Below are 26,442 nucleotides of genomic sequence, written 5' to 3'. Positions count from 1 at the left end.
TTATCCTTTACTCAGTAATAGCGAGTCACTTGCCAGGGTAGTAGCGTGCTCCTGCCGCCGCCATTTCGCACATGCGCGGGGTTGCCTGCCAAGCTCTGCCCAGATGCGCGTACTTTTCGCTCAGACGCACGATATGGTCGAGCCCGAGCCAGTCGGCGTATTTGAGTGGACCGCCAAGATACTGCGGGAATCCGATTCCGAGGAGCAGCGCCATGTCCAGCTCGGCGGGCGTGGCGACCACACCGCCCTCAAGCGCATGCGCTGCCTCGACGATGAGCGGCAGCATCATCCGCTCGACGATTTCCTCGTCGGAGAAGTCTCTCTTGCCACTGGGCTGTATCGCCGACAGTAACGCCCGGGTGTCGTGCGCCGCCGACTTTTTGAGCTTGCCGTTCGGATCCGTTTCATAGCGGTAAAAGCCGAGTCCGATCTTTTGTCCATATCGCCCGTTCTCCGCCATCACGCGCAGCGCGTCATGCTTCAGCGCAGGCATGCGCTCAGGATATCCCGCGGAGATCACATCGTTGACGTGGCTGCCGGTGTCCATCCCGATCACGTCTTCGAGATAAGCCGGCCCCATCGGCCAGCCGAAGCTTTCCATTGCGCGATCGACCTGCTCGAAGTCGGCACCATCGGCGATGAGACCGAGGAAAGCCCGCATGTAAGGCGTGAGGACACGATTGACGAGAAAGCCCGGACAGTCCTTGACCACGACAGGCGTCTTGCCCATTGCGACAGCGTAGTTCACGGCAGTAGACACGGCCGCTTCGCTGGTGTGCTTGCCCTGAATCACCTCGACCAGCGCCATGACCGGCACCGGATTGAAGAAATGCATGCCGACGAAATTCTCCGGCCGACGTAAGGGGGTGCCGATTTCGTCGATGCGCAGGCTCGAGGTGTTCGACGCGATGATTGCATCTTCACGTACGAGCCCTTCCAGCTCCGATAACACCTTGTGTTTGACCCTGATGTTCTCGACCACCGCTTCGACGACGATGTCGACGTTCTCGAACCCGTTGTAGTCGAGTTGCGGGCGAATGCAGGCCAACACCCGAGTGGCCTTTTCCTGAGTGAGCTTGCCCGCCTTCACCTGCCTCTCGAGCTGCCGAGCCGCCTCGTTCGTGCCAAGCTCGAGCTGCGCGGGTGCGATGTCCTTCATGATGACAGGGGTGCCACGCAAGGCGCTCGTATAGGCGATGCCGCCGCCCATGATGCCCGCGCCCAGCACCGCCGCCTCCTTCACCGGCCGGCCATTCTGCGCGTGACGCTTGTACAGCTTTTTCAGCAGTTGATCATTGTGAAACACCTGGACCAGAGAATCGGCCGCCTGGGTTTGGGCAACTCGAACGAATGCTTCGCATTCCAGCGCCCGCGCTCCGCCTCTGTCCTCCCACGCGGCCCGCTCCATCATTTCGACGGCAAGCAGTGCAGCCGGCTGATGCTTTGCGCTGCCCGCCCGTACTTTGGCCGTTGCCAACGCGAAAAACTCGTCCAGTTGCGCGGCGACACCCTGCACTGGATTTCGCTTGCGATCGCGGTGCGCGCGCCAGTCCACGTCACCATTGATCGCCTTGCGCAGCAGCGCCAACGCCACTTCCCGCAACTCGCCTGGATCGGCGACGGCATCGACCACACCCATTTCGAGCGCTTGCGTGGCCGTATGCGGACGGCCCGTGGCTATCCAGTCGACGGCGACACTCAACCCCGCGACGCGCGGCAGGCGGACCGTCCCGCCAGCGCCAGGAAAGAGGCCGAGCTTGACTTCGGGCACGCCGACCTGGGCCGCGTCAGACATCACTCGGTAGGCCGACGTCAGCGCGATCTCCAGTCCGCCGCCCAACGCATAACCGTTGATCGCGGCCACCGTAGGAACATCGAGATCTTCGAATGCGTTGAGCGGCACGTTGGAGGCGTTGTTCGAGGCCGCGATTTCCGCCCCCGGCAGCTTGAATACGGCGTCAAATTCATTGATGTCGGCACCGACGATGAAGACATCCTTGGCGCTGGTCATCAGTACTCCACGCAAGTCCTGCTTCGACGCGAGCATTGCAACGGCCTCGCCAAATTCGTGCGTCATGCGCCGATCCATCTTGTTGATCGCCGCCTCAGCGCGATCAAAGCACAACTCGGCAATGCCTTCCCCGAGCTCCACTACCCAAAGCGTTTGACCCTGGTACACGTTTAGCCTCTCTCACTTTCACAGCGCTCGCCGGCAGCGGCGAATTCACCCTCGCCACTGATCGTTTTCCGGCAGTGTAGAAAGGCACTGCGGCGGCAGGATCGTCCGATCGGACGAAAATTGCAGGAGAGCGGGATCGCGCGGCGTCAAGTTTCCCCCTCGCGCCCTTCTCGCGTGATACTCGAAACTGCGCCTTTTCATCGGACTGTCGGCCTCAGCACTAAGCTTCTACGCTAGAATCTGCGCATGCTTACCGCCAGAGCGGTACACCTGAATTTCCCGCTCACGTTGCTTCGAGGCTGTAGTCAATGATCGTGTCCTCAAATCTCGTGCGGCCATTTCCGTCCACCAAGCTGAATCCGCCCGCAACGACGGCGGCGCAAGTTCAGCGCGATGCGATCTGTCAACTCGTGCGAACCTCGGCGTCGGCGAAGCTGATCCTCGTGCGCGCACCCGCAGGTTTCGGCAAAACGACGGCCATGGTGCAATGCCGCGATCTTTTCGTGCGCAGCCATGTCGACACAGCATGGATGACACTGGATAACGCCGACAATGATGCATCGCGTTTCCTCGCGTGCCTGACCGCGGCAGTTGATGGAATGACCCAAGAATTCGGGAACCCGCCCGCGCAAATCGCAACCGACCGCAACCGCGCCCCCGGCGACGTGGCGCTGGAGATCATGGCGTGCCTCGCCACGCACGCTGCCCCCTTTGCGCTCTTTCTCGACGATTTCGAAGCCGTGCAGGAACCGACCGTGCTTCGACTGGTGCGCGAAATACTCGACAATCTGCCGCGCAACGGCCAATTGGTCATCGGTTCTCGCGGCCTGCCGGACCTCGGCCTCGGGCGCCTTCGTGCGCGTGGGCAGTTGCTCGAAATCGATGCCACGCAATTGCGCTTTTCGCTCTCCGAGACCACCGAGTTCTTCAACCGGCTGCGCAAGGTCCCCTTGCGGGATGAGGATCTTTCGCAGTTGCAGCGCAAGACCGAAGGGTGGGTCGCGGCGCTCTGGCTGGCGTCCGTGGCAATCGAGCGGCGCGATGACTGCTCGGCCTTCATCGCGCGTTTCTCCGGTTCCAATGAAGCCGTCGCAGACTACCTGGCCGAAGACGTGCTCGCGCATCAACCGCCACCTGTCCGAGAATTTCTGCTCAAGACCAGCATCCTGCGCCACCTCAATGCTTCGCTTTGCGACACGCTATTGCCAGGCACCCATAGTGCCGCAGTCCTTCGGCAGTTGAAGGAAGCGAACCTCTTCCTGACACCGATCGAGGGTCAGGAGGGAACGTACCGTTACCACAGCCTGTTCGCTGGCTTCCTGCGCGCGCATCTGGCCCGCGAAATGCCGGCCGAACTGTTGCGCCTGCATCGTGCCGCCTCCCAATGGTACGAAGCGCAGGGGCGCCCTGTGCCGGCCATCGACCATGCAATAGAAGGCGCAAACTTTGGGCACGCCGCGGAACTGCTGGCGCAACACGCGGAGAGCCTGCTCGAAGACGGCCGCATGCGTCTGCTGACACGCTGGTTCGCGGCCCTGCCCGAGCCGCACACGCGCGACTCCGAGCTGTTGCAGGTCATCCACGCGTGGGCGCTGTGCTTCACTCACGGCGCGCGCGATGCAATGGCACTGCTCGAACGCTCTGACTGCTCGACCTCCACGGATCCGAAAATCCTCGCACACGTACTGGCCTTGCGCCCGATGATGCTGGCGATCATGGACCAGAACGAGTCGGCGTATTCGGAAGGCCGCGCGGCACTGGCACGGCTGCCCGTTTCCGAAGCCTTCAGCGCCAGCGTGCTGTCCAATGAAATGGCCTACATTTGCGCCATAAAGGGCGATTACCAGGAGGCGCACCGGCTGCTCGACGCCGCTCGGCACCGTCTGGGCGGCGATTCGAACCTCTTCAACAAGATGTATTCGGAATCCGTAGAGGGACTCATCGATCTGGAGGAAGGGCGGTTGCAGCAGGCGACGGCTCGCTTTCGCATGGCGGTCAGCGCCACGCACAGCGTGTCGTGGCGCCATTCCGGCGGCAACGCTTACGCCGGTGTGCTCTACGCCTCTAGCCTCTATGAGATGAACGATCTCGACCAGGCAGAACGCCTGCTGCACGTGTACGTGCCGCTCGCGAGAGACATGGGCCTCGCCGATCACATGATCCTCGGGTACGCGATGCTCTCGCGCATCGCATTCCAGCGCGGCGACGTTGATCTGGCCTTCCATTGCCTCACCGAGCTTGAATACCTCGGCCACTATCGGCAGCTGCCGCGAGTGGTCGGCAGCGCCAAGTTGGAACGCGCACGCCTGCTGACCCTCCAGGGCAATTTGCCGGCGGCGCGCGAAGAGCTCGACCGCGCAGCCACGCCCGAGGTGTGGCAGGAAGTGTCGCGCCTGCGGCTGCCCGCCCATGACCTCGAATACCACGCGCTGGGTGAATTGCGCTGGCAAATCGCAGGGGGCAATGGCAGCCGGGCGCTGCTTGCCCTCGAGGTAGCGATCGACGAAGCAACGCAGACTCGCCGTCACCGGCGGGCGCTCAAGCTGCGCGTGCTGCAAAGTATCGCCTTGCGTCAGAAGGGAGAAGCCGGCGCCGCGCTCGCGGCAATGCGTGAAGCGCTCAGGAGTGCGAGCAGCGAGGGGTTCGTACGCCTGTTCGTGGACGAATCGGAGCGCGCTGGTCTGCTGGTGCGGCAAGTGGACGACGCACTGCGCGCCGAGGGCGGCGGCAACGATCCGATCTTCACCGTCTATCTGCAAAAGCTGTTGCTGGCCTTCGGCCCCGCCGCGATGGCGGAACCGGACCTGCCAGGCATCGCGGCGCCGGGGCTCGTGGAGCCGCTGACGACCAAGGAGATTCGCATCCTGAGTCTGCTGGCCGAAGGCTATTCGAACAGCGCCCTCGCGGAAAAGCTCTTTGTCTCACAAAGCACGGTGCGTACGCATCTACGCAACATCAACGGCAAGCTGCATGCGCAGAGCCGGACACAGGCCGTCGCGCTCGCGCGGCGGCTGGGCGTGATTCGATAACGGCCGGGAGGCCCGAGCGGCCCAAGCGGCAGTCGGCGGGCAGCCGGACGACCGTGCGCCGCCCGAATCAAAGCGCCCGGGAAATCACCTCCTTCATGATCTCGTTCGTGCCGCCATAGATACTCTGAATTCGCGCGTCCACGTACATTCGCCCGATCAGGTATTCGTTCGTATAGCCATAGCCGCCAAACAGTTGCAGGCATTCGTTGACGACCTTGTTCTGCAGGTCGCTCGCCCACATCTTGACCATCGAGGCGCCGACGGTATCCAGGCGGCCAGCCACCAGATCTTCAATGCACCGGTCCACATAGGCCCGCGCCGCCGTCACCTGCGCGGCGATTTCCGCTAGCTTGAACTTCGTGTTCTGGAACTGGGCGATCGGCTGGCCGAAGGCCTCACGCTCGCGCGTGTACTGCACGGTTGCTTCGTACGCGCCTTCCATTGCCGCTACGGCGGTGACGCCGATGATCGTGCGCTCATAGGGCAGATCGCCCATGAGCTGATAGAAGCCTTTGCCCTCCTCGCCGCCCAGCAGACAGTCTGCATCGACCGTCACGTTATCGAAGAACATCTCGGACGTGTCCTGCGCCTTGAGCCCGATCTTGTCCAGCACCCGGCCGACCTGATAGCCGGACCGGCCCTCGGTCTCGACGATCAGGATGGACGTGCCCTTTGCCCTCTCCGCCGGATCCGTCTTCGCGACAACCAGCACCAGACCCGCAAGGTAGCCGTTGGTGATGAAGGTCTTGGAGCCGTTGATGACATACTGGTTGCCGCGGCGCTCCGCGCGCGTGCGCACCCCCTGCAAGTCCGAACCAGCCCCCGGCTCCGTCATCGCGATGGCCCCGACGATTCCCCCCCGCGCCATGCGCGGCAGGTAGCGGCGCTTCTGTTCCTCGGTCCCATGATTGAGCAGATAGTGGGCGACGATGCTATGGACCGAGGCGCTCATACCGGTCAAGCTACGTCGTGCCATTTCCTCGTAGAACACGGATTCATGGCGGAAATCGCCTCCGCCGCCTCCATACTCTTCTGGAATATCCGAGCACAAAAGGCCGAGTTCGCCCGCCTTGCGCCACAGTGCATGCCCCACATGGCCTCGCTTGCGCGCGGCCTCGTCACCTGGAAGCATCTCGTTCTCGATGAAGCGGATAACGGTCTCGCGATACATCGAGAGCTCTTCGTTCATCCACGAGCGATGGAACTGAATTGCCATATCGTCAACTTCTCCAAATGAGTTCAGCAGTTGCTATAGCGCGGCGATCGCTTTTCGATAAATGCCGTGACGCCTTCTTTGAGATCCTGCGTCTGCACTCACAGCACCTGGTTACGGTCTTCCATTGCCACTGCAGCTTCGAGGCCAGGTGCATTGACGCTATGGTTCAAACATTCCTTGGTGAGCCGCCGGCAAAGCGGCGCCGCCGCAAGCAAGTCTTCGACATAGGATGCAGCAGCGTGCTCGAGCTGTGCGTCCGCCACGACCTCCCAAACAAGGCCAACGCGCAACGCCCTGCCCGCATGGATGAAGCGCCCTGTCATCATGAGTTCCGACGCGATCGACACGCCGCGCGGCCCCCGCCCGTGACCACGAGGACGCGTATATTGGGATCGGCCTCTATGCAATGCACCGCTTCGCAAAGCGCATGACACAAAGCCTTCGACAGCGCGCTCATCGCCTGCGGCCGGTTGAGGGTAAGGACGGCAACGCCGGCCTGGCTCGTATCAACGAGCACGAGAGGTTCTCGCATGACCGCCCCCTACGACCCGATCGCGTACTCTGCCGCTTCCATGCGCGAGGCGTCCCCCAGCTTGCAGCCCCCGTCGCATTCGACGATCGCGCCGGTGACGTAGCGCGCGTTGTCGGAGGCAAGGAACAAGGCCGTATCCGCGATATCTTTCGTCGTACCGTAGTCGCGTAGTGCCAGGCGCGCCTTAAATCGGGCTTCCGATTCCGGCGTCGCTGCAAGCCGCCGCATGCCCTCGGTATCGGCAATTGGTCCGGGTGAGATCGCGTTGACACGGATGCCTTCTGGCCCCCATTCCATCGCGAGGCACTTGGTCAGCATGTTGATGCCCGCCTTAGCCGCGCAAGCGTGAGCCTGGTACATCATGGGATTGGTGCCTTGCGGCGCGGTAATCGATATCAGCGAAGCGCCCGGCCTGTTGAGGTATCGATACGATGCCCGCAGCACGTGGAAGGTACCGTTTAGATCGATATCGACCACAGTCTTGAACCCGTTAGACGACAATTCCGAAGCCGGCGCGATGAAATTCCCTGCGGCGCCAGAGATGACGATGTCGATCGGACCAAACTGTGCATGTGTCTGCTGCAACGCAGCGTCCACGGCCGCGAACTCGCGCACATCGGCAGCAAAACCGATCGCCGTGTAGCCCGCAGCAGCGATACTGGCGGCAGCCGAAGCGATTCTGGTTTCGTCGCGGCTGACGATGCTGACCTTTGCGCCATGTATGGCGAAGTGTCTGGCGATTTCCAGATTGATGCCGCTCGAGGCTCCGGCAACGAAGACAACTTTGCCTGCCAAAGCGTTCTCTGTAAAGACGTCCATTCACAGTCTCCCTTGAAGGGGATTACATACGCTTCGTGGCGCGGTGGTTCGAGTGGGCGATAAAGTCGCCATCGTGCAAATTCGTCCGCTCCGTAGGGCCTTCGACGATGGTTCGGAACTCGTTCCCTGCTGAACGCACACAACAAGGTACCGACATGCGAGCGTTTGCGCATTAACGGCGGGCGATTCGAGGGCGGCACCTGTGAAGCAAATCCAATTTAATCACTTCCCTTCCCATCGAATCCAACCAGCACGCCCCTCTACAAGCGCAGGGTACCCAATGGCTTTTTGTATTCTGCGGCGAGAACGCGACGGAAGGCTCGTCCGAAGAGACGATTTTGGACTGCCTTGCGCCCGAAGTTGCCTGTGCCGACTTTGTCGAGTTGACTATCACCAGTCAACAGGACCAGCCACCGCCACTCGAACGCGTCCAACGTACCCTTCTCCGACGAAGCTTCCAGGAACGAGCAAACTTGGCATTCCTCTTCTCAAGTCTTGACCAGCGTTCGAGCACGATTCTTTCTCACAGTGCTGCCAGTCGCTGCGGCGAATAAGCCACAAGCTCGACAAGCACAGCGGAGGCACCTCTTGCCGACGGCGGTGCATCGAGAGTCGTTGGCCGCGCTGGGTTCGAGGCTGGAAGAAGAGACGGGACGACGCTGCCGTCCACCCTAGTTCCGAGCAACACGCGCGTTCGCCAATAGGGTTGGCCCCAATGGAATGCACGATTGAATGCAATATAGTTACCAAAACACAGGGCGCTTGCTTGACGGTTCTGTTTCTTTAGTCAGATCTATTAATCGTCGAGAACGCCACGACGTACAGGACGTGAGATCGAATTCAAGGACAAGTAGAGAGGCGTTCTATCTCGAGCAGAAAAGCGCGCTAGCATCAAATTATAAATTCAGTCGTTGCAATTCGTATTCAAATACTAAATTAGTACAACGATATTGTTGTTAACGGAGCAAGGCGGAGACATATGAAGGCGAACAGATTTGGATTGGCGACGCTTCTCGCAATTTCGGCGACGTCAGCGAATGCCCAGAGTAGCGTGACTCTCTACGGGATTGTAGATGGTGGAGTGGGATACATCAGTAACGTGAAAGGACATGGTCTCTACACAGCGGTAAGTGAACACTCTGTGCCGAGTTTTTTTGGATTCCGCGGAATGGAAGATCTCGGAGGGGGGACGGCAGCGATTTTTGACCTTCAGTCGGAGTACCAAGTAATGACGGGAAAATTGCTGGTGCCCGGGACACAATTCAATAGAAAAGCGTACGTCGGGCTGGAAGACCAGCGATGGGGCACGTTGACGCTTGGGCATCAGCCATCCATGGCGTATGACGTATTGCCGTTCTATGCGACTCCAGCTGGCGCGAACAGCATATACTCGATGCATCAAGGCAATCTGGACGAACTCGCCAATACTTACCAGTTTGACAATGCAGTGAAATACTGGAGCCCGTCGATGGCTGGCTTGAAGATCGGTGGCGAATTCGCGTTTGGGGGCGTGCCCGGAAATTTCGGCACGGACAGGAAGTATTCTTTTGGGATCCAGTACCAGGTCGGATCCCTAAGTGTTGGTGCTGCATACTCCGACGAGAACAATCGTCTTATTGAAGCCGTATCGTTCATCGGATTGAAAACTCTTTTGGGTGTGCCCCTGGCCACGACGCAATTCGTCATCGCAAACAATCTGAAAAATTTCGGCATCGGCGCATCCTACGCGTTTCAGAGCTGGATTGTGCGGGCTGCGTACACTCGGACGCGTCTTGAGATCGGCAGCTCTGCTGCAACAGCGAATACGGTTGACGCCAACACGAGTTGGAACATCGCCCCAACCGACACGCTGAGTTTTGGCGTCACCCACGAGACTCTCGACTCTGGCAGATGGCTTACATTTAGCCTGACCAATGTTTATTCGCTTTCGAAGCGCACCGGGCTCTATCAGGAATTCGTCTACCAGAAAGCCTTCGGATCTAACGGTCTTGCTTCGCTCTTTGCCGGGGGTGTGTCATCCAACCAGAAAATCTGGTCCGCTGTAGTGGGGATTCGCCACGCCTTCTAAGGATTTTTTGACCGGGTTGCAGGCATCAATTGTCGGCACCCGTCAATCGACGCATCTAAGGCAGCAATGGTAGCTGTGATATGACAGATGCGGTCTATAGTCAGACCGAATGTACCAAGCCGTGCGCCCCTGACCTGCCTGATTTCTTCGGGCCATTTCAATCTTGGAGAATCGAGAAAGATCTGGATTCGACGGTAGCCGTAACGCGGATATTGCGCCGACAGAATGCTCATTGCCGCGGGCACAGGTGCTTCCCGCTCAGCAAGCTTCGATCCGTAATGCAACGCTGACCGTGCGACCGACATCAGCGCGCACTCACGTCACTCCGACTGGCCCCGTGTTTTCGCGCAGGCAACCTGCTGGCGTCGGGAGGGCACGCTCATCACTTTTTTGCGTTGATTTCTTTCATCACGTCCAGCTCGAGATCCCGCTCCGCCAGCATTTTCTTCAGCCGCGCATTCTCCTGCTCGAGCTGTTTGAGCCGCTTCACATCGGCAGTCTCCAGACCGCCGAAATGCGGCTGCCAGTTGTAGATCGTCTGCTCGCTGATCCCGTGCTTCTTTGCGACCTCGGCGACTGGCGCCTTGTCTGCCTCACACAGGATCGTGACAATCCGCTCGTCGGTGAGCCGGCGCTTCTTCATGACTTCCATTCTCCGTTGGAAGCCATTCTCTCAAGTTTCAGTTGGTCCGAAAATTCCAGGACAGGTCACCCCCCATGTGCATTACGGGAGGGTCCCGCGATGGCCATTCATGATTTTTCCCGCGTCTTCCATATCCCCTTTTTTGAGTGCAGCCAGCAGTTCTCCGTGTTCACGAACGGCACGTTGCCGCTCATCAATCGTTGAAAGTTTCAAAGCGATAAAAGGGTCTGCCAGGAGCCATAGCCGTTGGACCTCCCCAAAAATAATTTTGTGCGGGGAGCGGTCAAAAATGTGGAAGTGAAACTGGCGGTTCTTCAGCAAAAACGGCGTACAGTCTTCATCTGCAACTGCCGCTGCCATTTCCTTGTGCAATTTTGCAAGTGCTTCGAGAGTCTCGGAGGGCATCGTGGTCAACGAGTCCATCAACTCGTTTTCCAGCAGGCAAAGCATTCGTACAATTTGCTGTACCTCGTTGCGCGCACGCTTGACCACGAAAAATCCTGAGTTCGGTCTGTGCTCCAGCAATCCAAAGTCCGCCAGGATGCCCAGTGCCTCCCGAAGGGGCACGCGACTGACTCCCAGCTGCTCAGCCATTTCCTGTTGCCGAATCTGTTCGCCCGGCATCAAGGCTCCAGAAATGATCTGGAAGCGCAGAACCTGTAACGCTTTCTGGGTGGCGTTGCCGGCTTTAGGTTCCCTTACCGTTAATTCGCTCACGTTCGTAGTCTCAGCAAGAAGGTTGACCGCTGGGTCGACCGGATGGATGGGTGCAAAAAAGTAATCAAGATTGAATTCACGTCATTATACGTCGCCAGTCGCGCCAACGTGGCGTGAGAACGATAGCTATTGATGAGCGTCGACTTTGGACGGTGAATTGGGCACACCGACGCGTAGCTGCAGGCGCTACATATCGATGTTCGGCGCCTAGGGACGCCCATATCTCGCCGATCAACCGGAGGTGTCCGGAGTGCTGCGTACCGGGTTCCCGCTTGGCGAGCAGAGATTCGACCCAAGCCTGTTTCGCCATGAACGGTTGATATGCCCTCGTTATCTGGACGCGAAGGGCTCGGTCGCTGAGGCCCGCATGGCTCGTGCAATGCTCAACAACCCGTGTGAGAAAGTGGGGATAGATTTGCACAGCGCGTCTCGAGCGATGACGCTCGCTTACAGGCGTCGGATTCCGCGGTGGAGCAACGCTTCACGCGCTTCGCCAGGGAATTTTCCAGTGAAGAGTTCAATATTGGATGCAGTGAAGACATCCACGTGCAACGCACTTCTCGGGAGCAGTTTCGGGTGGCCGCCTTGCGCCCGCCAGCGAAATATTCTAGGTTCCTATATATCTTTTCCGTATCCGGCATTCTTTTGTGGGTGACCCACGATGTCTCCACGCTCGATCCCTGAGATCAGCCTCTCGGCCTTGTCAGCACCCCCTAGTATGCGTCCGAAAAGAAGGAGTCGCTACGCCTAACAACTTGCTGAAATACCCCATGTCGGCAAGCAAGTTCCTTTCGTTGGCTCGCCACCCAGGCTCGGTTTTCGGGATAGAGGGAATTCTAGCCTCTTTTCGACGGCTGTCGATGGTTTTAGGAATTCACAGCGTCATCGACGTCGTTCGAAGTCCAAATCATGTCCCGTTCATGTGCAGTTTCCCTGCGCGATGACTCGCTGTGCAATGTCTAAATCGACATAAATTATGCGAAACAAGACACGCGTCACGCTGGCATCGTTGCATATGACGATTGCTACGCCTCCAGCCTGAGCGGTTTTGCCGACATCCTGCAGAAGAGCGTGGCAAAGGAAGTGAGGATGCGTGGTTTGTCGATGCAAAAAATGCCGGCGCGTCTCGCAGCGCGGGGCCGCGAGACGCGCCGCCTTTCTTCGCGTCGTCAGATCGGGTAAAGCGGAGCTTCGCCCTTCACGGTGAGCCATTGCCACTGCGTGAACTCTTCCCAATTGGCTGAGCCGCCGATGCTCGTGCCGTTGCCCGAGGCACCCACGCCGCCAAACGGATTGATCACATCGTCGTTGATGGTCTGATCGTTGATGTGCAGAAGCCCCGTGCGCAGACGTTCGCCTATGCGCAGCGCGCGGCCAATGTCCGGCGTGATGACGGCCATCGAGAGTCCGTACTCCGTGTCGTTCGCCAGCGCGATGGCTTCTTCATCCGTGTCGAAAGGCACGACGACGGCGACTGGCCCGAAGATCTCTTCGTTGAACACCGGGTTTTGTGCGGTCACGCCGCTCAGCACCGTCGGTTCGAAGAACAGGTCGAGGAAGCCTCCGCCCGTCTCGATGCGTGCGCCCGCTTTTTGAGCGGAGGCCAGCAAACCGACGACGTGATCTCGCTGCGCGGCGTTGATGAGGGGGCCGAGCGTGACGTTGCCGGTGACCGGATTGCCGACTGTCAGGCTCTGCGCCTTCGCGACGAGCTTTTTCAGGAAGCTGTCGTAGATCTTGCGTTGCACGAGCACGCGGCCCGACGCCATGCAGATTTGGCCCTGGTGCATGTATGCACCCCACGCCGTGTTGGCGACCGCGAGATCGAGGTCCGCATCGTCGAGGACGATCAGCGAATTCTTGCCGCCCAGTTCAAGCGATACCTTCTTCAGATGGCGGCCGGCGGCCTCGCCCACCTTGCGGCCGGCGGCGGTGGAGCCCGTGAACTGGATCATCGCGATATGCGGATCGCTCGTCAGCGCGGCGCCCGCCGCGCCGTCGCCAGGCAGTACCTGCAGCACGCCCGCCGGCAGGCCGGCCAGCTCGAACAGCCGCGCGATCGCGAAGCCACCGCAAACCGCAGTGCGCGGGTCCGGCTTGAGCACGACCGCATTGCCGAGCGCCAGGGCGGGCGCAACCGCGCGCATGGCCAGATACAGCGGAAAATTGAATGGCGAGATCACGCCGACCACGCCCAGCGGACGGCGGCGCGCGAGCGAGAGGCGGCCCGGCACGGAAGGCAGCACCTCGCCCGCCGCGCGCGATGGAAGCGCGCTCGCTTCAAGCAGCGCCTTCACGGTCGCTTGCGCTTCGAACGCAGCCTTGCCGCGCGTCGAGCCGCTTTCTCGCACGATCCAATCGGCGATCTCGTCGAACGCTTCTTCGGCGATCCGAGCGGCCCGGCGCAGTACGGCGGCGCGTTCGTCGTAGTGCAGCGCGGCCCAAGCCTGCTGCGCGTCGAAAGCCGCCATCGACGAAGCAGCGACGAACTCGGCATCGGCCATGCCGATGCGCGCGAGGTATTTGCCTGTCGCAGGCTCGATGACATCGGTCGTGGTCGCGCCGTCACGCCACGTGCCGGTAAAGAGCCGGCCGTGCCAGATGTCGCTATCGAGGATGTGGGTGGAAGTATTGACGCTCATGCTGACTCCGGTGTGTCTTATGTGAAGGACAGGACAGGTTGGGCCGATAGCCCGTTATTGCTTGATGCCTTCCGCCTGGATGTGCAGCGTCGTCTTCATGCTGAAGTCGTAAGTCTTGCCGTAGTCCATGCCGAAGTCCGCGCGGTCGAACGTCGCGGTCGATTCCGTGCCGCACTCTTCGCGCTTGAGCATCGGGTTCGTGAAGCACTTGAACGATTCGATCTTGAGGTTCATCGGCTTCGTCACGCCGTGAATCGTCAGCGCGCCGATCACTTCCACCGGTGTGTCGCCCTGGAAGCGGATCGACGTACCCTTGTAGGTGGCGGTCGGGAACTGCCCAACGTCGAAGAAGAGCTTCGACTTCAAGTCGGTGTTGAGCTGGTCGCTGCCCGTGTTGATCGACGTCGGATCGATGGTCACGTCGACCGTGCCCGTCTTCGCCGCGCGATCGATCGTCACGGTGCCGCTGCTCTTGTTGAACTTGCCGCGCCAGATCGAAATGCCGCCGAAGTGGTCGGCCTCGAAGCTCGGATACGTATGCATCGGATCGAGCTGGTAGACATCCGTGGCCATCGCGTTCATCGACATGCCTGCAACGAGCGCTCCTGCCGCCATCAACAGATTCTTCTTCATGCCATTCTCCTGAATTGCGCGCCACTCGTCGCGCTGGTTGACCCGATTGATGAGATTTGCCTGGCGTCAGCGTCTGACGTCGACAAGGTGAAACTTGAGCACGACATCGTCCGCGATGACCGATGTGTCTTTCCATTCGCCAGTGCCGACGTTGAACTGGCTCCGCTTGATCGGCAGCGAGCCGTCGAATACCTGGGTATTGCCTTGCTGCGTGATCGTGACGGGCACGGTCACCGTCTAAGTGGCGCTCTTGATCGTCAGCTTGCCGGTGACCTTGTACTGGTTGCCGCCCGATGGTGCGATCGCGGTCAACGCGAAGGTCGCCTTCGGGTAAGTTGCGGCGTCGAACCAATCCTTGCCGCGCACCTGCTGGTTGTACGCTTCGTCGCCGAGGTCGTAGCTGGACGTGTCGATCGTCAGGTTTGCGCTGCCGGCCGGCGGCTTCGCCAGATCGAACATGAGTTGCGCACTGAACTTCCTGAAGTTGCCGTCGACAGGAACATTCATCTGCTTTGAAGTGGCGACGATCCTGCTCTTCGCGGTATCGACTTGCGCGAAGGCGGGCACTGCGACGGCAAGTGACGCGGCTACGAGTCCGGCGAGTATCCGGAGAATTGAGGCGCTTTTCATCATGTCAGTGTGTCTGGCATCTATACGGCATCCTTAAGACTGATGCCATTAGCATTTTTAAGGTGAAGAGATTTCGACGACCGGTACGCGATGCATCGGGTCCGTTCACTTGAGAAACGGGGTCATGCGGCCGAGTATTCCATCCCGCTCGATGAAGTGGTGCTTGATCGACGCCAGCATGTGCAGCGCGAACAGCAGCAGCAGCGTGTAGTTGAGCCAGACGTGCGTGGTACGCAGCAACAGCTTCAGTGTCGTGTCCGGCGCGATGATCGTCGGCAGCGGCACGAGGCCGAGGAATACCACCTGGATGCCGGCCGCTGAACTGTAAAGGTAGCCGGACACCGAAATCGCCAGCATCAGCAGATACAGCAGTCCGTGCACCGCGTGCGCCGCGGCCCTCTGGAGGGCGGACGTCATATCGGGAAGCGGCGGCGCGCGGTGCGTGAAACGCCAGAGCAAACGAATCACGGCCAGTGCGAACACGGTGACACCGATCCACTTGTGCCACGAGAAATACTTCAGCTTGGTTGGCGTGAAACCCGGGATGTCCGTCATGATCCAGCCCAAATAGAAGCCGCAGATCATCAGAAGCCCGACCATCCAATGCAGGCTGACTGCTACACCACCGTAGCGAATGGGCTTTGCAGGACGATTGCTGGTTACCATAAGTTTCAGTAGTGGAAATTTCTCCTATCAACGTTTCGGTCGCCACAACCGATAACTCGGAGGGAGGTATTTCAGCAAGCTGCTAACGGCGTAGCGACCAAACGCGTTTTCCTATTGGAAAAGACAGGCAACAAGTACCCTTTCCATCACTGGTTGAGGCCGCGGAAATCCGTTGCCTCAATGCCCATGGCCTTCGAAAACGCATCGCGAACCGAGTCCGGTTGGCCCGCTTGGAAAACGTACTGCGTGAACATCATGCGTTTGCGCGGATCCGCCAGAATTTCATCCGTGGTGTAACCACGCATAACGCTTTCGCGATCTGCAATCGGTAGAGCGACTTCCCGATTCCTTTCCGGATCACGAATTGTTCCTTTTGCATCAGCCCCGGCTGCAATCGCCTCCATTTCTTCGAAAAAGCGTCGGCGGATCATCGCAATCCCGCGATCGCTTCCAGCAAGGTTTTCTTCTGTGCGATCAGCGATAACGCCCTGTCCGACCCACGCAAGAAAGTCCTGGTTCATCACGTGCGTGTTGATCCACTCCCCATTGGCGTCATGCGTCGGGCCGATCCATGTCGGTATCGATGTCTGCTCATATGGCTCGCGCTCCCGCGGCACCCTGGTAAACTTCCAGGTTACCGAAAGCGTATTCTCATCGTCGATCGGTACACGCCACTCGAAGTGCTCCCCAAGGAAGAAGCCGTTCGGCCACAGGCAAACGCGCCCAACGGTCCAAAGCGGATCGTCCTCGGTCGTATTTTCCTTGATGCGCTTGTATACGAACCCGTATTCGAACTCTTCAAAATCCAACTTGAGGTGGGCCGGTCCATATTCAGAGTTCCCCCCACGAAGCCGCTGCCCCCAGTTCTCGTGCATCCATTCGAAATGAACGGGGTCAATTGAATTCTCCTGGCATTGAAACCAGTTGCAGGGAACTGTCGAAATGACGACTTGCGTGAAGCCATTGCGCCACGAGAACGGCTCCCAGTCCGGCAACAGCGGTGCTGGCTGCGGGCCAAGATATGCCCACAGCATTCCGGCCTTCTTCTGGACCGGGTAGGCCTTTGTGCGAATGCGTCCCTTCAATTCGCGCTCGGGGAAGGCTGCGTCCTCAAACGGCTGCTCGACGCAGCTGCCGGTATGGTCCATACACCAGCCGTGATAACTGCAGCGAATGCCGCTTTCTTCGACCATTCCGTATGCGAGATCTGCTCGCCGATGGGGACATCGCCGGTCGACCAAACCGAAATTGCCGGTGAGGTCTTTGTACAGTACAAGGTCTTCCCCAAGCAATCGGACAGGTTTGATCGACACCCTGTCGAATTCCGACTCGCCCGCAATCGGCATCCAGTACCGACGCAACAGCTCCCCCATGGGGGCACCCGGTCCCACCCGGGTCAACATTCTGTTCTTCTCTTCCGTCAACATTGCTATCCCCTCGTTTCCTCTAGCGCCATTCCATGAACGCTGCGCCCACCCCCGTTCCCGCGGGTGTTCGGTATAGCGGCTGATACTCAGTCCAATGCGGTGTTAGAGTTTCCACTGCGCCGGCTACCGTCAGCCAGTTGAGAATCTCGGACGAGCCTGAATTCAATGCGCCGCGCGGAAGTGCACGCAACGCGTCGCAATCCTTATCTTTCAGAGCCTGCAGAACGCGCAAGTCCAGTTCCTCATCGACAACGAAATGACTGAGACCACCTGAGGCGATGATTGCTACCCGTATATCGCTAGGAAACGATTTCACCGCCGCTCCGATCGCCGCCCCTATCTTCAGACAACGGGCCGCCGTTGGCACGTTAGGTGGAAAATAGGTATTGAGTAGAACCGGCACGACAGGAATTTCTCGGCCACGAAACAGGCGTTTGACAACAAAGCCGTAAGCATGACCAAAGCCTGCGGCCGGGTCCTTGAGTTCACCGACTGCGGCAACGTCGATCCCGTCATCCACCATCGAACCAATCATCCAACCGGCAAGCTCGGGCGATGCTGGTATCGAATGCCGCCGGTCCATCAGATATCCCCGCCCCATTTCGCGCACCCATTCAGGCGACCCTTCGTCCCCGAATTTGTCGAGCATCGTCATCCGAGCCCCGTGATAGAGCGCGATTGCGGGCTGGTTCTCAGGGCCGAATAGCTCAGCCTGGTCATCCCCGACGATTACGACTACGTCCGGAGAGCAATTGGCAAGGGAATCGGCCAGCTTGTCCAGTGCGCTTTCGCAGATCCTGCCCTTCCTCACGAGCTCCTCAACAGTCACCACCGACGCATATCGGGGTCCCACTTCGGAAAGAAGCTGCGCGTAGCTAATCCAGCGCCCGTCGGATGTATTGAGTTTTGGATTTTCGTAGTCGGCACTTGCCCGATGCAGCCAATTTTGACTTTCAAGCGTGAGCAACGGGGTATGGGACAGGCCGATTCCCATTACAATCTCAGCCATGATTTTTCCGCCGTCGTGGATTACTCGCCCGATTGATACTTGAACCGGGAATAGAGGCGCGTGCAGTTGCACTCAAAGACGTTCCGACGGTCTTCTTCGCTCAGCCGGGTCATTTCTTCGATGACCGGCTTGAGATCATCGAAATCGCGCCCCGTGTTTGGATCGACGGCGCTGCCCGTACCAGGCTTCTCCGTCGCGAACAGGACCCGATCCGGACCGACCACCTTGAAGAGGAGCTCGAGTGCCTCCTTGTCGTAAGTGGTCGTGTCGAAATGCAGTCGACGCAGGCGATCGTCGAAGTATTCGCCGCCGCTGCGGACAGACCAAGCGCGGAAGCGGCCCATATGATAGGGAATCGCACCACCTCCGTGCGGCACGATCAACTTCAGCGTCGGGAAGTCCTCGAAGACGCGCGAGTCCATGAGCGAAATGATCGAGATGCTCTCTTCGTTGATGAACTTGAGCGTGTACGACTCGCGCGGCTGGCAGCTGCCTGCGGAGTGGATCAGAGCCGGGATGTCCAGCTCGCAGAGCTTCTCATAAAGGGGATACCAAAACTTGTCTCCCAAGCCCGGCGGCGGTGGACCATCGCCCTCGGTCGGATCCGGATTCAGCAGACAGCCAATGAAACCCTGCTCCTTGACGCGAAATTCGAGTTCACGAATGCAGTTGACCGGCGACTCGTCACGATACTGAGGCAGACCTGCAATCGCACGAAAGCGCGTCGGGAAGATCTCGGTCGTACGGAATACAAGATCGTTCATGTGTGACGTCCAAAGCTCCGACACCTTTGCGGGCTTCAAGGAGTGCATCTGCATATAGGGACGCGGCGACAGGAACTGAATGTCCGTTCCGACGCGGTCCATAATATCGATGATGAACTGAGCGGCCTCACGAACCGATTCGTCGCTGAGCTTCGGCTTGGTCGCCGGATTGGCACGGCTGGCGACGAGTTCGGCCATGTAACGGAAACTCTCCTGCGGGATGACAACGTGCGCGTGAGAATCGATGATCATATGTATCTCCGAATGATCTTGGTCAGCTAGGTGACACGTCAGAAGTTGTAGACTTCCAACGTTCGTTCGCCGGCTTGAATCCGGCGCACAATTTCTGCCTCTTTGTCCTCGCGTTGTTTTGCCTTCTCAACGATGTCCGCTGCGACGTCCCCCGGTAGCGCGACAACGCCGTCGCCGTCGCCGACGATCAGATCACCGGGACGGACAACGAGTCCGTCAAACAACGTCGGATAGTTGATGAACCCGGTGGCCCCGAAGTCCTTGCCGGTTCCTCGCACGCAGAGTCCTCTCGCGAAAATCGGGAAGCCAGCATCTGCGAGCATGGCACCGTCCCGCACACAACCGTCGACAACCAAGCCAGCAAGATGACGGGCCTGCGCGGCAGCCGACATAATCTCGCCCCAGTATCCATAGTCATATTCACCATTGACATAGACGACTAGGACATCGCCAGGCTTCGCCACATAGATCGCGCGATGCAACCACAAGTTGTCTCCGCCGGGTCCGTGAACCGTTACTGCCGGACCGCACAACCGAAACCCAGGGCTTACTGGCTTGATCGCACAGGGCATGACACCTATGCGCCCTCCCGCTTCGTGCAACGTAGCAGTTGGCAGACAAGCCGCCGCCTTGAGTACTTCACTGGGGTAGCAGCGCTCGCTTTCGCGTATAGTCGGGCCGTTCGGCGCCACATGGGGCTCGGCAGCCATTACGTCGCCTCCGGGGTTTGCAGTTGGTGATACCGGAATTGCTCCCGTGCCTCGCGCAAGCTTTTCCCTTCCCGAACCGCATGTCGAATGGCATCCTCTGCGTAATGAATCTGCTCTGCTGCCGCGAGGACAGCTTCTTCATGCTCCTTTGGGATTGCGACGACACCGTCAGCATCGCCCCTGAGCAGATCGCCAGGACAGACCCGAGCATTTCCGATGTTGACCGGAACGTTGCTTGCCTCGACCTGAACGCGATCTTTACCCGTTCTCATCCAGCTCTCGCGGCTATAAACCGGGTAGCCGAGTTCCAGACACAGGGAAACGTCTCGGTTGATGCCATCGATGACCGTACCCGCGATTTTCTTGCGGTGTGCCACTTCGGTCAGGATATCGCCCCAGACTGTCACGTCGTCGCGACCGTCGTTGTCGAGGACCAGGACCGAACCCTCTGGTACCTCGTCGATGTAGTCACCGACTGTCCCGGGAGGATTTGCAGCGGGCCCATATTTGATAGTCCACGCTCGACCAGTCATCCTGAACGAACTCGATCGAGGCTTGATGCGATAGCATTGGCCGTTGATGCCCAACTTGTCCAGCGCATCGCTCAGTGTGGCCGTATCGAGTCGCGCGGCGCGCTCAACATTTGCATCGTTCATTTACGCCCCCTTCAACATGTGCTCGTACTGCTTTCCCATCACCTCACCGACCGGTCGGCCCGCCAGTATGTCCTTGCCCATGAGCGCTTCGCGAGTTGCAATGGTCTCCGCAGCGGCCAATACACGCTCCGCCTCACCCGCTGGAATGAAAGCAACGCCGCTGCTATCTGCAATGACGTAATCACCCGGAGAAACCTCTACCTCGTCAATTTTGATGTTCACGTTTGTCCCAAACTCGGCGACACGCCCCCGCGCCGTCCTGGCCGTACCGCCTCGTGCGTAGATGGGAAAATCGAGCGTGCGTGCTTCATCGATGTCACGTACCAGGCCGTCTGCAACGACGCCCGCGATCCCGCGGCTGCTTGCAGCCAGTGACAGAATTCCTCCCCAGCTGCCAGCTTGAAGACCGGTTCGCTGCTCAACGACAATGACGTCGTCCGGACCGGCGTGCTCTACGGCAGTTGTGCCTAAATGACGTACAGGGCCCTCTCGTTTCGGAACATCTTCCGCTTTGAGGAGCTGGCACGTAATCACCCGGCCAGCGATGCGTCGAGCCGACGAGAGAGGTCTTAGGCTACCTACCGCCGGGGGCAGACCAAGCTTGTCGAGCGCATCGGAAACTGCGCAACAATCCAGTCGACGCAGGCGGATAACGATGTCGTTGCTCACATCCCCTCCCCAACAACAGCGATGATTTCGAGCTGGATCTTGAGCGGCCCAGGCAAGGAATGAACAAGTGTGTGACGGGCTGGCCGGTCATCGGGATCCGGGAAATACACCAACCACTGATCGTTCAACGCCTTACGAACCGAATCGTCTCGGATGAAAGCTGTCACATGGCCGACGTCCTCGAGGCTTGCACCGGCTTGCTCAAGGAAGGCACGAAGGTTGGAGAAGACCAGTTTTGCCTGACCTTCTGCGTCGTCAGGAATCTCGCCCGTTTCGGCGTGGCGCCCCATGATGCCCGACGAGAAGATCATGTTGCCCACACGGGCACCCATGGGAATCGGAGCACTTCCGTGGTCCAATCCCGGAATGTTGATGGACCGGGACTTTCGTTTGCTCATAACTTCCTCTCCAATTTGATACTGCTTGCAGCAGAAATCTTTCTATGCCGCGCCTAAACGCCCGCATCCTGCAGGATGCGCGACCCATATTCTGGAATGCGAATTACTATTCGCTAACTAAGATGAATATCCAAATCGACTCAGATATCGAGCACGATTCTTTCGCCCTTACTTCTTGAGACACATACGAGCATACGGTCGCATTGCTGCCGCTCTCGCTCGCTCAGTACCCAATCGCGATGGTCAGGCTGTCCCTCAAGAACGCGAACCTCACAGGTACCGCAGACTCCATCCCGGCAGGACGAAGCGATCGCCACGCCTGCGTTCTCCAGAACCTCAAGCACGCTGCGCCCCGGCGGAACCGGTAGTTCGCGTCCGGTACGTGCAAGTGACACCACAAAGCCGTCGGTACTTTCAACCTGCGGCTGCGGGGCGGCCTGAAATCGTTCCGAGTGCACCAGGCTTTCAGGAAGGCGCTCTGTCGCTTGACTGAACGCGTTGAGCATCCGTTCAGGCCCACAGCAGTAGTAATGTCTTGTCGCGCCGTATTTCCGTACCAGGGCCTCGAAGTCGAGCCTTCCCCCACCGAAAAGGCCATCGAAGACGAAATTACATTCGCCGGGCTCACAAACTGCTTCCAGTTCCTCGGCAAAGGCAGCCCGCGCCGGACTGCGAACGCAGTAGTAGACCGTGAATCGGCGGCCGAGAGCATGGAGCCGCCGTGCCATCGCGAGGATCGGCGTCACACCGATCCCCCCAGCAATCAGCACTGAATGGCTCGCTTCCTCGCGGAGCCCAAAGTGATTTCTGGGCGCGCTGACTTCGATGATGTCCCCAACACGAACCTGACTATGGATCGCAGACGACCCACCCCGGCTGTTCATCGCGAGCGCGACACCCACCAGGTAACGGTGCGTCTCGCCGGGCGCATTGCAAACCGAATATTGCCGCCAGGGGGCCTCGGGAGACACACGAATATCTACATGGGACCCCGCGGTGTGTGGCTGGAGTCGCACTGTGGGATCCAGCGGCCGCAAGTCCAGCGAAATCACATCGAGAGCTTCAGAACGACGCCCAAACACACGAAACTTCATTGCATTCATCGAATTTCATCTCCTCGCTCCCGCTGTGACAGCGCCCTCATAGCCTAGAAAAGGTCCAGCAGGAACACCCCCATTCATTGAATTCTAGATTGCATTCAATTTTTGTCACGTCAGGGTATTCCCGATATGGTCGACTTTCGGAGAAGCAATCCGTCGCTGTCTGAGGAGTACTCCGGTGCCTGCTGCCAAGGCTTCCAAGTTCGTGCCGGTAGTTAGCCGCACAACGGAACCCTGATCTTTTGCCGTTCATTTATGACCAGGGTATCCACCAGATTGTTATTCATTATTGAATTCACGAAAATATTCATTACGGTCGCAAGCAGATCGCTGAGACTCTCCCCTCCGCCCCGCGTCAGGCGAAGCCCCGAATGATGAAAGGCCTCGGTACAAGTAAGGACGGCACACAGCCATGGACAATCAGTCTGGACCTCAAATTTATTCGGGCACTGTCGATGTGGCAGGACTGGTCGAGCAGCAGCGGGCGAACCTCTTTCATCTTCAGCTCGCGATCATTTCGTTTATCGTCGCGCTGGCAGATGGCTATGATCTTTCTGTCGCCGGCCTCATAGCACCAAGCCTGGTAAAGGAATTTACGGTCCCGGCAGCCGCGCTCGGATTCCTTTTCAGTGCCGGGCTCGCGGGTATGGTTCTCGGGGCGATCATCTTCGCGTTTATCGGAGATCGCTTTGGTCGGAAAGCTGGCGTCGTTGCTGGCACGTTCGTCTTCGGCGCGTTCACTTTCGCCTCCGCCTTTGCGACCAATCTCCAGACACTCGCGCTTCTACGTTTTCTCACCGGCATAGGTCTGGCTGGCATTCTTCCGAACCTCGTTTCGCTCAACGCGGAATATGCTCCGAAACGCGTGCGCAGCTTTTTTGTTGGCTTCGTGCTAGTGGGCGTTCCCTTCGGAGGCGTCGTCGCAGCATGGTGCAGTGCGCTCGTTCAGCAGATCTATGGTTGGCGAAGCCTGCTTCTAGGGGGCGGTTGCGTCGCTGTCGCGCTCGGGTTCGCTCTTTTGTGGTTGCTTCCGGAATCCATCAAGTACCTCGCACTCCGTCCCACCAACGAGGACCGGATCAAGAAGCTGGTCCGGAGGATATATGGAGAAGACAACGTCCCGACCAGTATTGCTCCGGTCGCCACCGAGGAGTCAACGAAAGCAGGCATCTCGCCCACGCCGCTTCTGCAGCCGGGATATCGCTTCGCGACCGTCATGCTGTGGTGCCTTTGTTTTATCAACTATGGCGTCGTCTACTACGTTTTCAGCTGGGCGCCAACAATCTTTCGCGCATTGGGATTTTCCGGCGAACAGACAGGTTACCTAATTTCCGTCATGCCTATCGGCGGCATTCTGGGCAGTGTTTTGATTAGCGCGTTGATGGTCCGATGGGGAACGGTGCTGGTAGGTACGCTGATACTAACGGCTATGCCCGCAATCGCTGCGATCGGATCGACCCAGACCAATTTGTCCGCGTCTGCGATCTGGTGTGCACTTCTTGGTTTTTCGCTCGTAGGCTGCCAAACAGGCCTTCTCGTGGTCTCGGGACTTATCTATGCAACTCCGATCCGAGCGAAGGGCGCCGGCTGGGCTGCGGGCGTCGGACGACTAGGCTCCGTTATCGGTCCACTCGCCGGAAGTGTCTTGCTGAATTTCTTACCACTCAAGCAGATCCTACTTGCGCCCATCGTACCTCTCGCGCTCAGCCTCGTAGCGACAATCGCGCTGACCGGCTTCATGCGACGAACGTTAGGTAGCTTTCAGATTTTTGAACTGCCGACGTCTGAGCAGGCAACTGGCCAAGTTACACAGTCAGCATCGTCATCGGCGCGTTGAACTCAAGAAGACTTTGACAACAGGAGAAACTGCATGAAGGCAATTCAGGTACTCAAACTGGCCGCCAGCACAATACTGATCGCCACCTCGCTTCAGGCGTACGCGCAGGATGCATCCGCGCCCGTCGCAGCCGCAAGCGACGCGACCGCTGTCACCAAGCAGCAGCAAAAGGCGGCGAAAGCCGCCAACCGCGCGCTTTCCCGCAAGGTGCGTGCGGCGCTCGCAAAGGACAAGAACATCAACGTCTCCAACATTACCGTGCGTGCCAAAGGCGGCGCGGTGACCCTGCAGGGGACGGTTCCAGAACAGTCGCAGATCGACCGCGCGACCGCAGTCGCCAATGGCGTTGCCGGCGTGACGTCGGTGAGCAACGCGCTGATCATGCGCCCGACCGGAAATTGATCGGGGCCGGTATGCCAATGCCCATTGGGCCAGGGTCGAAGCCGCACGGCCACTCCGCTGGCCGGATCGCCTGTGCGGCTTTTCGCAGGTATCGTGTCTTGCCCGCGTGCGGAATGCATGCCACCCGCTTCTCTTTCAGCGCCAGGTGAGCACATGGCTCAGCCTGACATTGAGGATGTCATTAAGGCAATCGCGTCCGAAACCAACACGCCCCCTGAGATCGTTGCGAAACTCTATGCGCAAACGTGGGCGCGAATTCAGCGCCGAAGCGCGGGTATTTGGTAAGCGCTCTTTGGACGACGCCCTTTCGTCCCGAAGCTAATTCACAGAGGCTGGGCTGAACTGATCGGCCGCGCTGGACGTTTTTACACAGCCTGATATGCAACTTTCCCACGAGCTCTATCGGGGCGGCGCGTCGAACTTCCTCGACGTGTGCTTGCGGGGCAGGACGAGTATCTGCGCAATTCGGAATCGCTCAATGAGGCGAAGCGCGAGCATGCACTTGCGGCCGTCGCGCCCGATCGTTCGCTTGGCGGCGACTGGAAGGCAGGCGGACGGGTCGGCCGCCGACGCCGGTTGCGACTCCGCGTGAGCCGGTCGGGGCGGCAAAGCCCGCAACCGTGGCTTGGTGGACGCCGCGCACGAACTGAAACTCTGGCAGGAATGCCTTCGGCCTTCAATGCCGCGTGCACGGCAAGTCGCGCGCGAACACGCTGCATATAACAGGCGATGGCGTCGAATCCGCCGAGTTCCACCTTCGCGTGAGACACCCAATTCCCAGTACGTCTACGTGAAGAGGTATGCCTCAGCGACGCTGAACCTAGCGCCGAGCCAATTCTTCTTGTCCGCGAGCAGGCCGTCGAGCCATAAGTAGTTCGTGCAAGCGATTCCTGATCGAGACCCTCAGTTTCCGATATGGACTGCCATGACCGGTGACTGCGGCGTGTCGCGCTCGCACATGCAAGCAATAGCTGCTTCGCGCTCAACGGGGTCAATGCGCGGGTTGCTCGGTTGCTCGCGCGGTTTCGAGGCCGGCCCAATCACGCGCCCTTGCCGATAGACCCAAACCAGCCGGTTGATTCGCCGCAACGTCACGCCGAACCGTTCAGCTGCCCACACTTATTTGGGTCGCTTCTCCAGTGCCGCCTCGACTGCCCGCCGCAGTTCCCATTCCTTCGCCCTCAATTGCCAACCTCCTTGAATCGTGCCGTTCCGCCATAGACAAGCGGGACCGCTTCGGCTCTTAAAATAACATAGTACATCATAGTTGACACACAGTATAGCAATGTATAACTTGTCATCACAGAGGCGAGCCACGTGTTCAACATTCGCCGATTGGGCGAGGCTGCGGTCCGGTCGGTATGGAAGGAGCAGAGACGATGAGGCAGATTAGTCATTTCATTAACGGTGCCGCAGTAGCAGGCGAGGACGGCACTCCGGTCTT

Annotated in this window: 22 protein-coding genes and 3 pseudogenes; 6 read left to right on the top strand and 19 right to left on the bottom strand. The window is 59.0% G+C overall.

Annotated features, from left to right (window positions below; genetic code table 11):
- Nucleotides 1-25: 25 nt before the first annotated feature.
- Nucleotides 26-2,179, bottom strand: a complete 2,154-nt coding sequence (fadB, locus tag FAZ69_RS07810) for a fatty acid oxidation complex subunit alpha FadB (RefSeq protein WP_136893388.1) — start codon at nt 2,177-2,179, stop codon at nt 26-28.
- Between the two features lie 308 nt (nt 2,180-2,487).
- On the opposite strand from fadB, the gene FAZ69_RS07805 reads away from it, so the two are divergent.
- Complete coding sequence (locus tag FAZ69_RS07805) at nt 2,488-5,208, top strand: winged helix-turn-helix domain-containing protein (RefSeq protein ID WP_136893387.1); 2,721 nt, start codon at nt 2,488-2,490, stop codon at nt 5,206-5,208.
- A 67-nt stretch (nt 5,209-5,275) separates the two neighbouring features.
- On the opposite strand, the gene FAZ69_RS07800 is transcribed toward FAZ69_RS07805, so the two are convergent.
- The 4 genes from FAZ69_RS07800 to FAZ69_RS07785 form a co-directional block, all read right to left on the bottom strand.
- Complete coding sequence (locus FAZ69_RS07800; protein ID WP_136893386.1) at nt 5,276-6,424, bottom strand: acyl-CoA dehydrogenase family protein; 1,149 nt, start codon at nt 6,422-6,424, stop codon at nt 5,276-5,278.
- Nucleotides 6,425-6,522: 98 nt separating this feature from the next.
- Nucleotides 6,523-6,771, bottom strand: coding sequence for an enoyl-CoA hydratase/isomerase family protein (locus tag FAZ69_RS07795; protein ID WP_206171178.1), 249 nt, complete (start codon nt 6,769-6,771; stop codon nt 6,523-6,525).
- Complete coding sequence (locus FAZ69_RS34425) at nt 6,747-6,956, bottom strand: enoyl-CoA hydratase-related protein (protein WP_136893385.1); 210 nt, start codon at nt 6,954-6,956, stop codon at nt 6,747-6,749. The genes FAZ69_RS07795 and FAZ69_RS34425 overlap by 25 nt, the downstream gene beginning before the upstream one ends.
- A 9-nt stretch (nt 6,957-6,965) precedes the next feature.
- Nucleotides 6,966-7,775 carry an SDR family oxidoreductase gene (locus FAZ69_RS07785; protein WP_136893384.1) on the bottom strand — a complete coding sequence of 270 codons (810 nt, stop codon included), beginning with the start codon at nt 7,773-7,775 and terminating at the stop codon, nt 6,966-6,968.
- 979 nt (nt 7,776-8,754) lie between these two features.
- Here FAZ69_RS07785 and FAZ69_RS07780 point away from each other — a divergent pair.
- Nucleotides 8,755-9,843 carry a porin gene (locus FAZ69_RS07780; RefSeq protein WP_136893383.1) on the top strand — a complete coding sequence of 363 codons (1,089 nt, stop codon included), beginning with the start codon at nt 8,755-8,757 and terminating at the stop codon, nt 9,841-9,843.
- 170 nt (nt 9,844-10,013) lie between these two features.
- Here the strand turns inward: FAZ69_RS07780 and FAZ69_RS07775 are convergent.
- Together FAZ69_RS07775 and FAZ69_RS07770 are read right to left on the bottom strand one after the other, a co-directional pair.
- A pseudogene (locus FAZ69_RS07775) lies at nt 10,014-10,486 on the bottom strand (transposase); the annotation flags it as partial.
- A gap of 81 nt (nt 10,487-10,567) precedes the next feature.
- Complete coding sequence (locus tag FAZ69_RS07770) at nt 10,568-11,203, bottom strand: GntR family transcriptional regulator (RefSeq protein WP_136893382.1); 636 nt, start codon at nt 11,201-11,203, stop codon at nt 10,568-10,570.
- Nucleotides 11,204-11,671: 468 nt separating this feature from the next.
- On the opposite strand from FAZ69_RS07770, the gene FAZ69_RS07765 reads away from it, so the two are divergent.
- Nucleotides 11,672-11,887 (top strand): hypothetical protein, encoded by a 216-nt coding sequence (locus FAZ69_RS07765; RefSeq protein WP_136893381.1) that lies wholly within the window; start codon nt 11,672-11,674, stop codon nt 11,885-11,887.
- Nucleotides 11,888-12,372: 485 nt separating this feature from the next.
- On the opposite strand, the gene FAZ69_RS07760 is transcribed toward FAZ69_RS07765, so the two are convergent.
- From FAZ69_RS07760 to FAZ69_RS07705, 12 genes and pseudogenes are all read right to left on the bottom strand, one after another.
- Entirely contained in the window at nt 12,373-13,845 is a 1,473-nt protein-coding gene (locus FAZ69_RS07760; protein ID WP_136893380.1) for a benzaldehyde dehydrogenase, read from the bottom strand.
- Between the two features lie 54 nt (nt 13,846-13,899).
- On the bottom strand, nt 13,900-14,478 hold the full coding sequence (locus FAZ69_RS07755) for a YceI family protein (protein WP_136893379.1): 579 nt from the start codon (nt 14,476-14,478) through the stop codon (nt 13,900-13,902).
- 66 nt (nt 14,479-14,544) lie between these two features.
- Nucleotides 14,545-15,108 (bottom strand): annotated as a pseudogene (locus FAZ69_RS07750) (YceI family protein).
- Nucleotides 15,109-15,213: 105 nt separating this feature from the next.
- Complete coding sequence (locus FAZ69_RS07745) at nt 15,214-15,774, bottom strand: cytochrome b (RefSeq protein WP_136893378.1); 561 nt, start codon at nt 15,772-15,774, stop codon at nt 15,214-15,216.
- A gap of 146 nt (nt 15,775-15,920) precedes the next feature.
- Complete coding sequence (locus FAZ69_RS07740; RefSeq protein ID WP_136893377.1) at nt 15,921-17,201, bottom strand: aromatic ring-hydroxylating oxygenase subunit alpha; 1,281 nt, start codon at nt 17,199-17,201, stop codon at nt 15,921-15,923.
- 19 nt (nt 17,202-17,220) lie between these two features.
- Nucleotides 17,221-18,210 (bottom strand): DODA-type extradiol aromatic ring-opening family dioxygenase, encoded by a 990-nt coding sequence (locus FAZ69_RS07735; RefSeq protein WP_136893376.1) that lies wholly within the window; start codon nt 18,208-18,210, stop codon nt 17,221-17,223.
- 20 nt (nt 18,211-18,230) lie between these two features.
- Complete coding sequence (locus tag FAZ69_RS07730; RefSeq protein WP_136893375.1) at nt 18,231-19,226, bottom strand: amidohydrolase family protein; 996 nt, start codon at nt 19,224-19,226, stop codon at nt 18,231-18,233.
- A gap of 38 nt (nt 19,227-19,264) precedes the next feature.
- The gene (locus tag FAZ69_RS07725) at nt 19,265-19,936 is read right to left on the bottom strand and encodes an RraA family protein (protein WP_136893374.1); all 672 of its coding nucleotides are present in this window, start codon (nt 19,934-19,936) and stop codon (nt 19,265-19,267) included.
- A complete protein-coding gene (locus tag FAZ69_RS07720; protein WP_136893373.1) occupies nt 19,936-20,592 on the bottom strand; it encodes an RraA family protein in 657 nt (218 codons plus the stop codon). The genes FAZ69_RS07725 and FAZ69_RS07720 overlap by 1 nt, the downstream gene beginning before the upstream one ends.
- The gene (locus tag FAZ69_RS07715) at nt 20,593-21,261 is read right to left on the bottom strand and encodes an RraA family protein (RefSeq protein WP_136893372.1); all 669 of its coding nucleotides are present in this window, start codon (nt 21,259-21,261) and stop codon (nt 20,593-20,595) included.
- Complete coding sequence (locus FAZ69_RS07710) at nt 21,258-21,659, bottom strand: RidA family protein (protein ID WP_136893371.1); 402 nt, start codon at nt 21,657-21,659, stop codon at nt 21,258-21,260. Before FAZ69_RS07710 ends, FAZ69_RS07715 begins: the two co-directional genes overlap by 4 nt.
- 140 nt (nt 21,660-21,799) lie before the next feature.
- The gene (locus FAZ69_RS07705; RefSeq protein WP_206171177.1) at nt 21,800-22,762 is read right to left on the bottom strand and encodes a PDR/VanB family oxidoreductase; all 963 of its coding nucleotides are present in this window, start codon (nt 22,760-22,762) and stop codon (nt 21,800-21,802) included.
- Nucleotides 22,763-23,171: 409 nt separating this feature from the next.
- Here FAZ69_RS07705 and FAZ69_RS07700 point away from each other — a divergent pair, with 409 nt between their 5' ends.
- The 3 genes and pseudogenes from FAZ69_RS07700 to FAZ69_RS33810 form a co-directional block, all read left to right on the top strand.
- The gene (locus tag FAZ69_RS07700; RefSeq protein WP_136893370.1) at nt 23,172-24,596 is read left to right on the top strand and encodes an MFS transporter; all 1,425 of its coding nucleotides are present in this window, start codon (nt 23,172-23,174) and stop codon (nt 24,594-24,596) included.
- A gap of 33 nt (nt 24,597-24,629) precedes the next feature.
- Nucleotides 24,630-24,998 (top strand): BON domain-containing protein, encoded by a 369-nt coding sequence (locus tag FAZ69_RS07695; RefSeq protein ID WP_136893369.1) that lies wholly within the window; start codon nt 24,630-24,632, stop codon nt 24,996-24,998.
- A 379-nt stretch (nt 24,999-25,377) separates the two neighbouring features.
- Nucleotides 25,378-25,559 (top strand): annotated as a pseudogene (locus FAZ69_RS33810) (efflux transporter outer membrane subunit); the annotation flags it as partial.
- Nucleotides 25,560-26,442 lie beyond the last annotated feature (883 nt).

Origin of the sequence: Trinickia terrae, assembly GCF_005144415.1 — a bacterium.
GTDB classification, from domain to species: Bacteria; Pseudomonadota; Gammaproteobacteria; order Burkholderiales; family Burkholderiaceae; genus Trinickia_A; species Trinickia_A terrae.
Note: the sequence above shows the minus strand (reverse complement) of the source record. Positions and strands in the feature narration are given on the sequence as shown.

What these genes read in the sequence shown, in the direction of transcription:
- FAZ69_RS07730 (WP_136893375.1), bottom strand. Translation starts at nt 19,226, where the DNA reads ATGATCATCGATTCTCACGCGCACGTTGTCATCCCGCAGGAGAGTTTC.
- FAZ69_RS07720 (WP_136893373.1), bottom strand. Translation starts at nt 20,592, where the DNA reads ATGAACGATGCAAATGTTGAGCGCGCCGCGCGACTCGATACGGCCACA.
- FAZ69_RS07755 (WP_136893379.1), bottom strand. Translation starts at nt 14,478, where the DNA reads ATGAAGAAGAATCTGTTGATGGCGGCAGGAGCGCTCGTTGCAGGCATG.
- FAZ69_RS07745 (WP_136893378.1), bottom strand. Translation starts at nt 15,774, where the DNA reads ATGGTAACCAGCAATCGTCCTGCAAAGCCCATTCGCTACGGTGGTGTA.
- FAZ69_RS34425 (WP_136893385.1), bottom strand. Translation starts at nt 6,956, where the DNA reads ATGCGAGAACCTCTCGTGCTCGTTGATACGAGCCAGGCCGGCGTTGCC.
- FAZ69_RS07695 (WP_136893369.1), top strand. Translation starts at nt 24,630, where the DNA reads ATGAAGGCAATTCAGGTACTCAAACTGGCCGCCAGCACAATACTGATC.
- FAZ69_RS07700 (WP_136893370.1), top strand. Translation starts at nt 23,172, where the DNA reads ATGGACAATCAGTCTGGACCTCAAATTTATTCGGGCACTGTCGATGTG.
- FAZ69_RS07805 (WP_136893387.1), top strand. Translation starts at nt 2,488, where the DNA reads ATGATCGTGTCCTCAAATCTCGTGCGGCCATTTCCGTCCACCAAGCTG.
- FAZ69_RS07800 (WP_136893386.1), bottom strand. Translation starts at nt 6,424, where the DNA reads ATGGCAATTCAGTTCCATCGCTCGTGGATGAACGAAGAGCTCTCGATG.
- FAZ69_RS07725 (WP_136893374.1), bottom strand. Translation starts at nt 19,936, where the DNA reads ATGGCTGCCGAGCCCCATGTGGCGCCGAACGGCCCGACTATACGCGAA.
- FAZ69_RS07760 (WP_136893380.1), bottom strand. Translation starts at nt 13,845, where the DNA reads ATGAGCGTCAATACTTCCACCCACATCCTCGATAGCGACATCTGGCAC.
- FAZ69_RS07735 (WP_136893376.1), bottom strand. Translation starts at nt 18,210, where the DNA reads ATGGCTGAGATTGTAATGGGAATCGGCCTGTCCCATACCCCGTTGCTC.
- FAZ69_RS07780 (WP_136893383.1), top strand. Translation starts at nt 8,755, where the DNA reads ATGAAGGCGAACAGATTTGGATTGGCGACGCTTCTCGCAATTTCGGCG.
- FAZ69_RS07705 (WP_206171177.1), bottom strand. Translation starts at nt 22,762, where the DNA reads ATGAATGCAATGAAGTTTCGTGTGTTTGGGCGTCGTTCTGAAGCTCTC.
- FAZ69_RS07710 (WP_136893371.1), bottom strand. Translation starts at nt 21,659, where the DNA reads ATGAGCAAACGAAAGTCCCGGTCCATCAACATTCCGGGATTGGACCAC.
- FAZ69_RS07785 (WP_136893384.1), bottom strand. Translation starts at nt 7,775, where the DNA reads ATGGACGTCTTTACAGAGAACGCTTTGGCAGGCAAAGTTGTCTTCGTT.
- FAZ69_RS07740 (WP_136893377.1), bottom strand. Translation starts at nt 17,201, where the DNA reads ATGTTGACGGAAGAGAAGAACAGAATGTTGACCCGGGTGGGACCGGGT.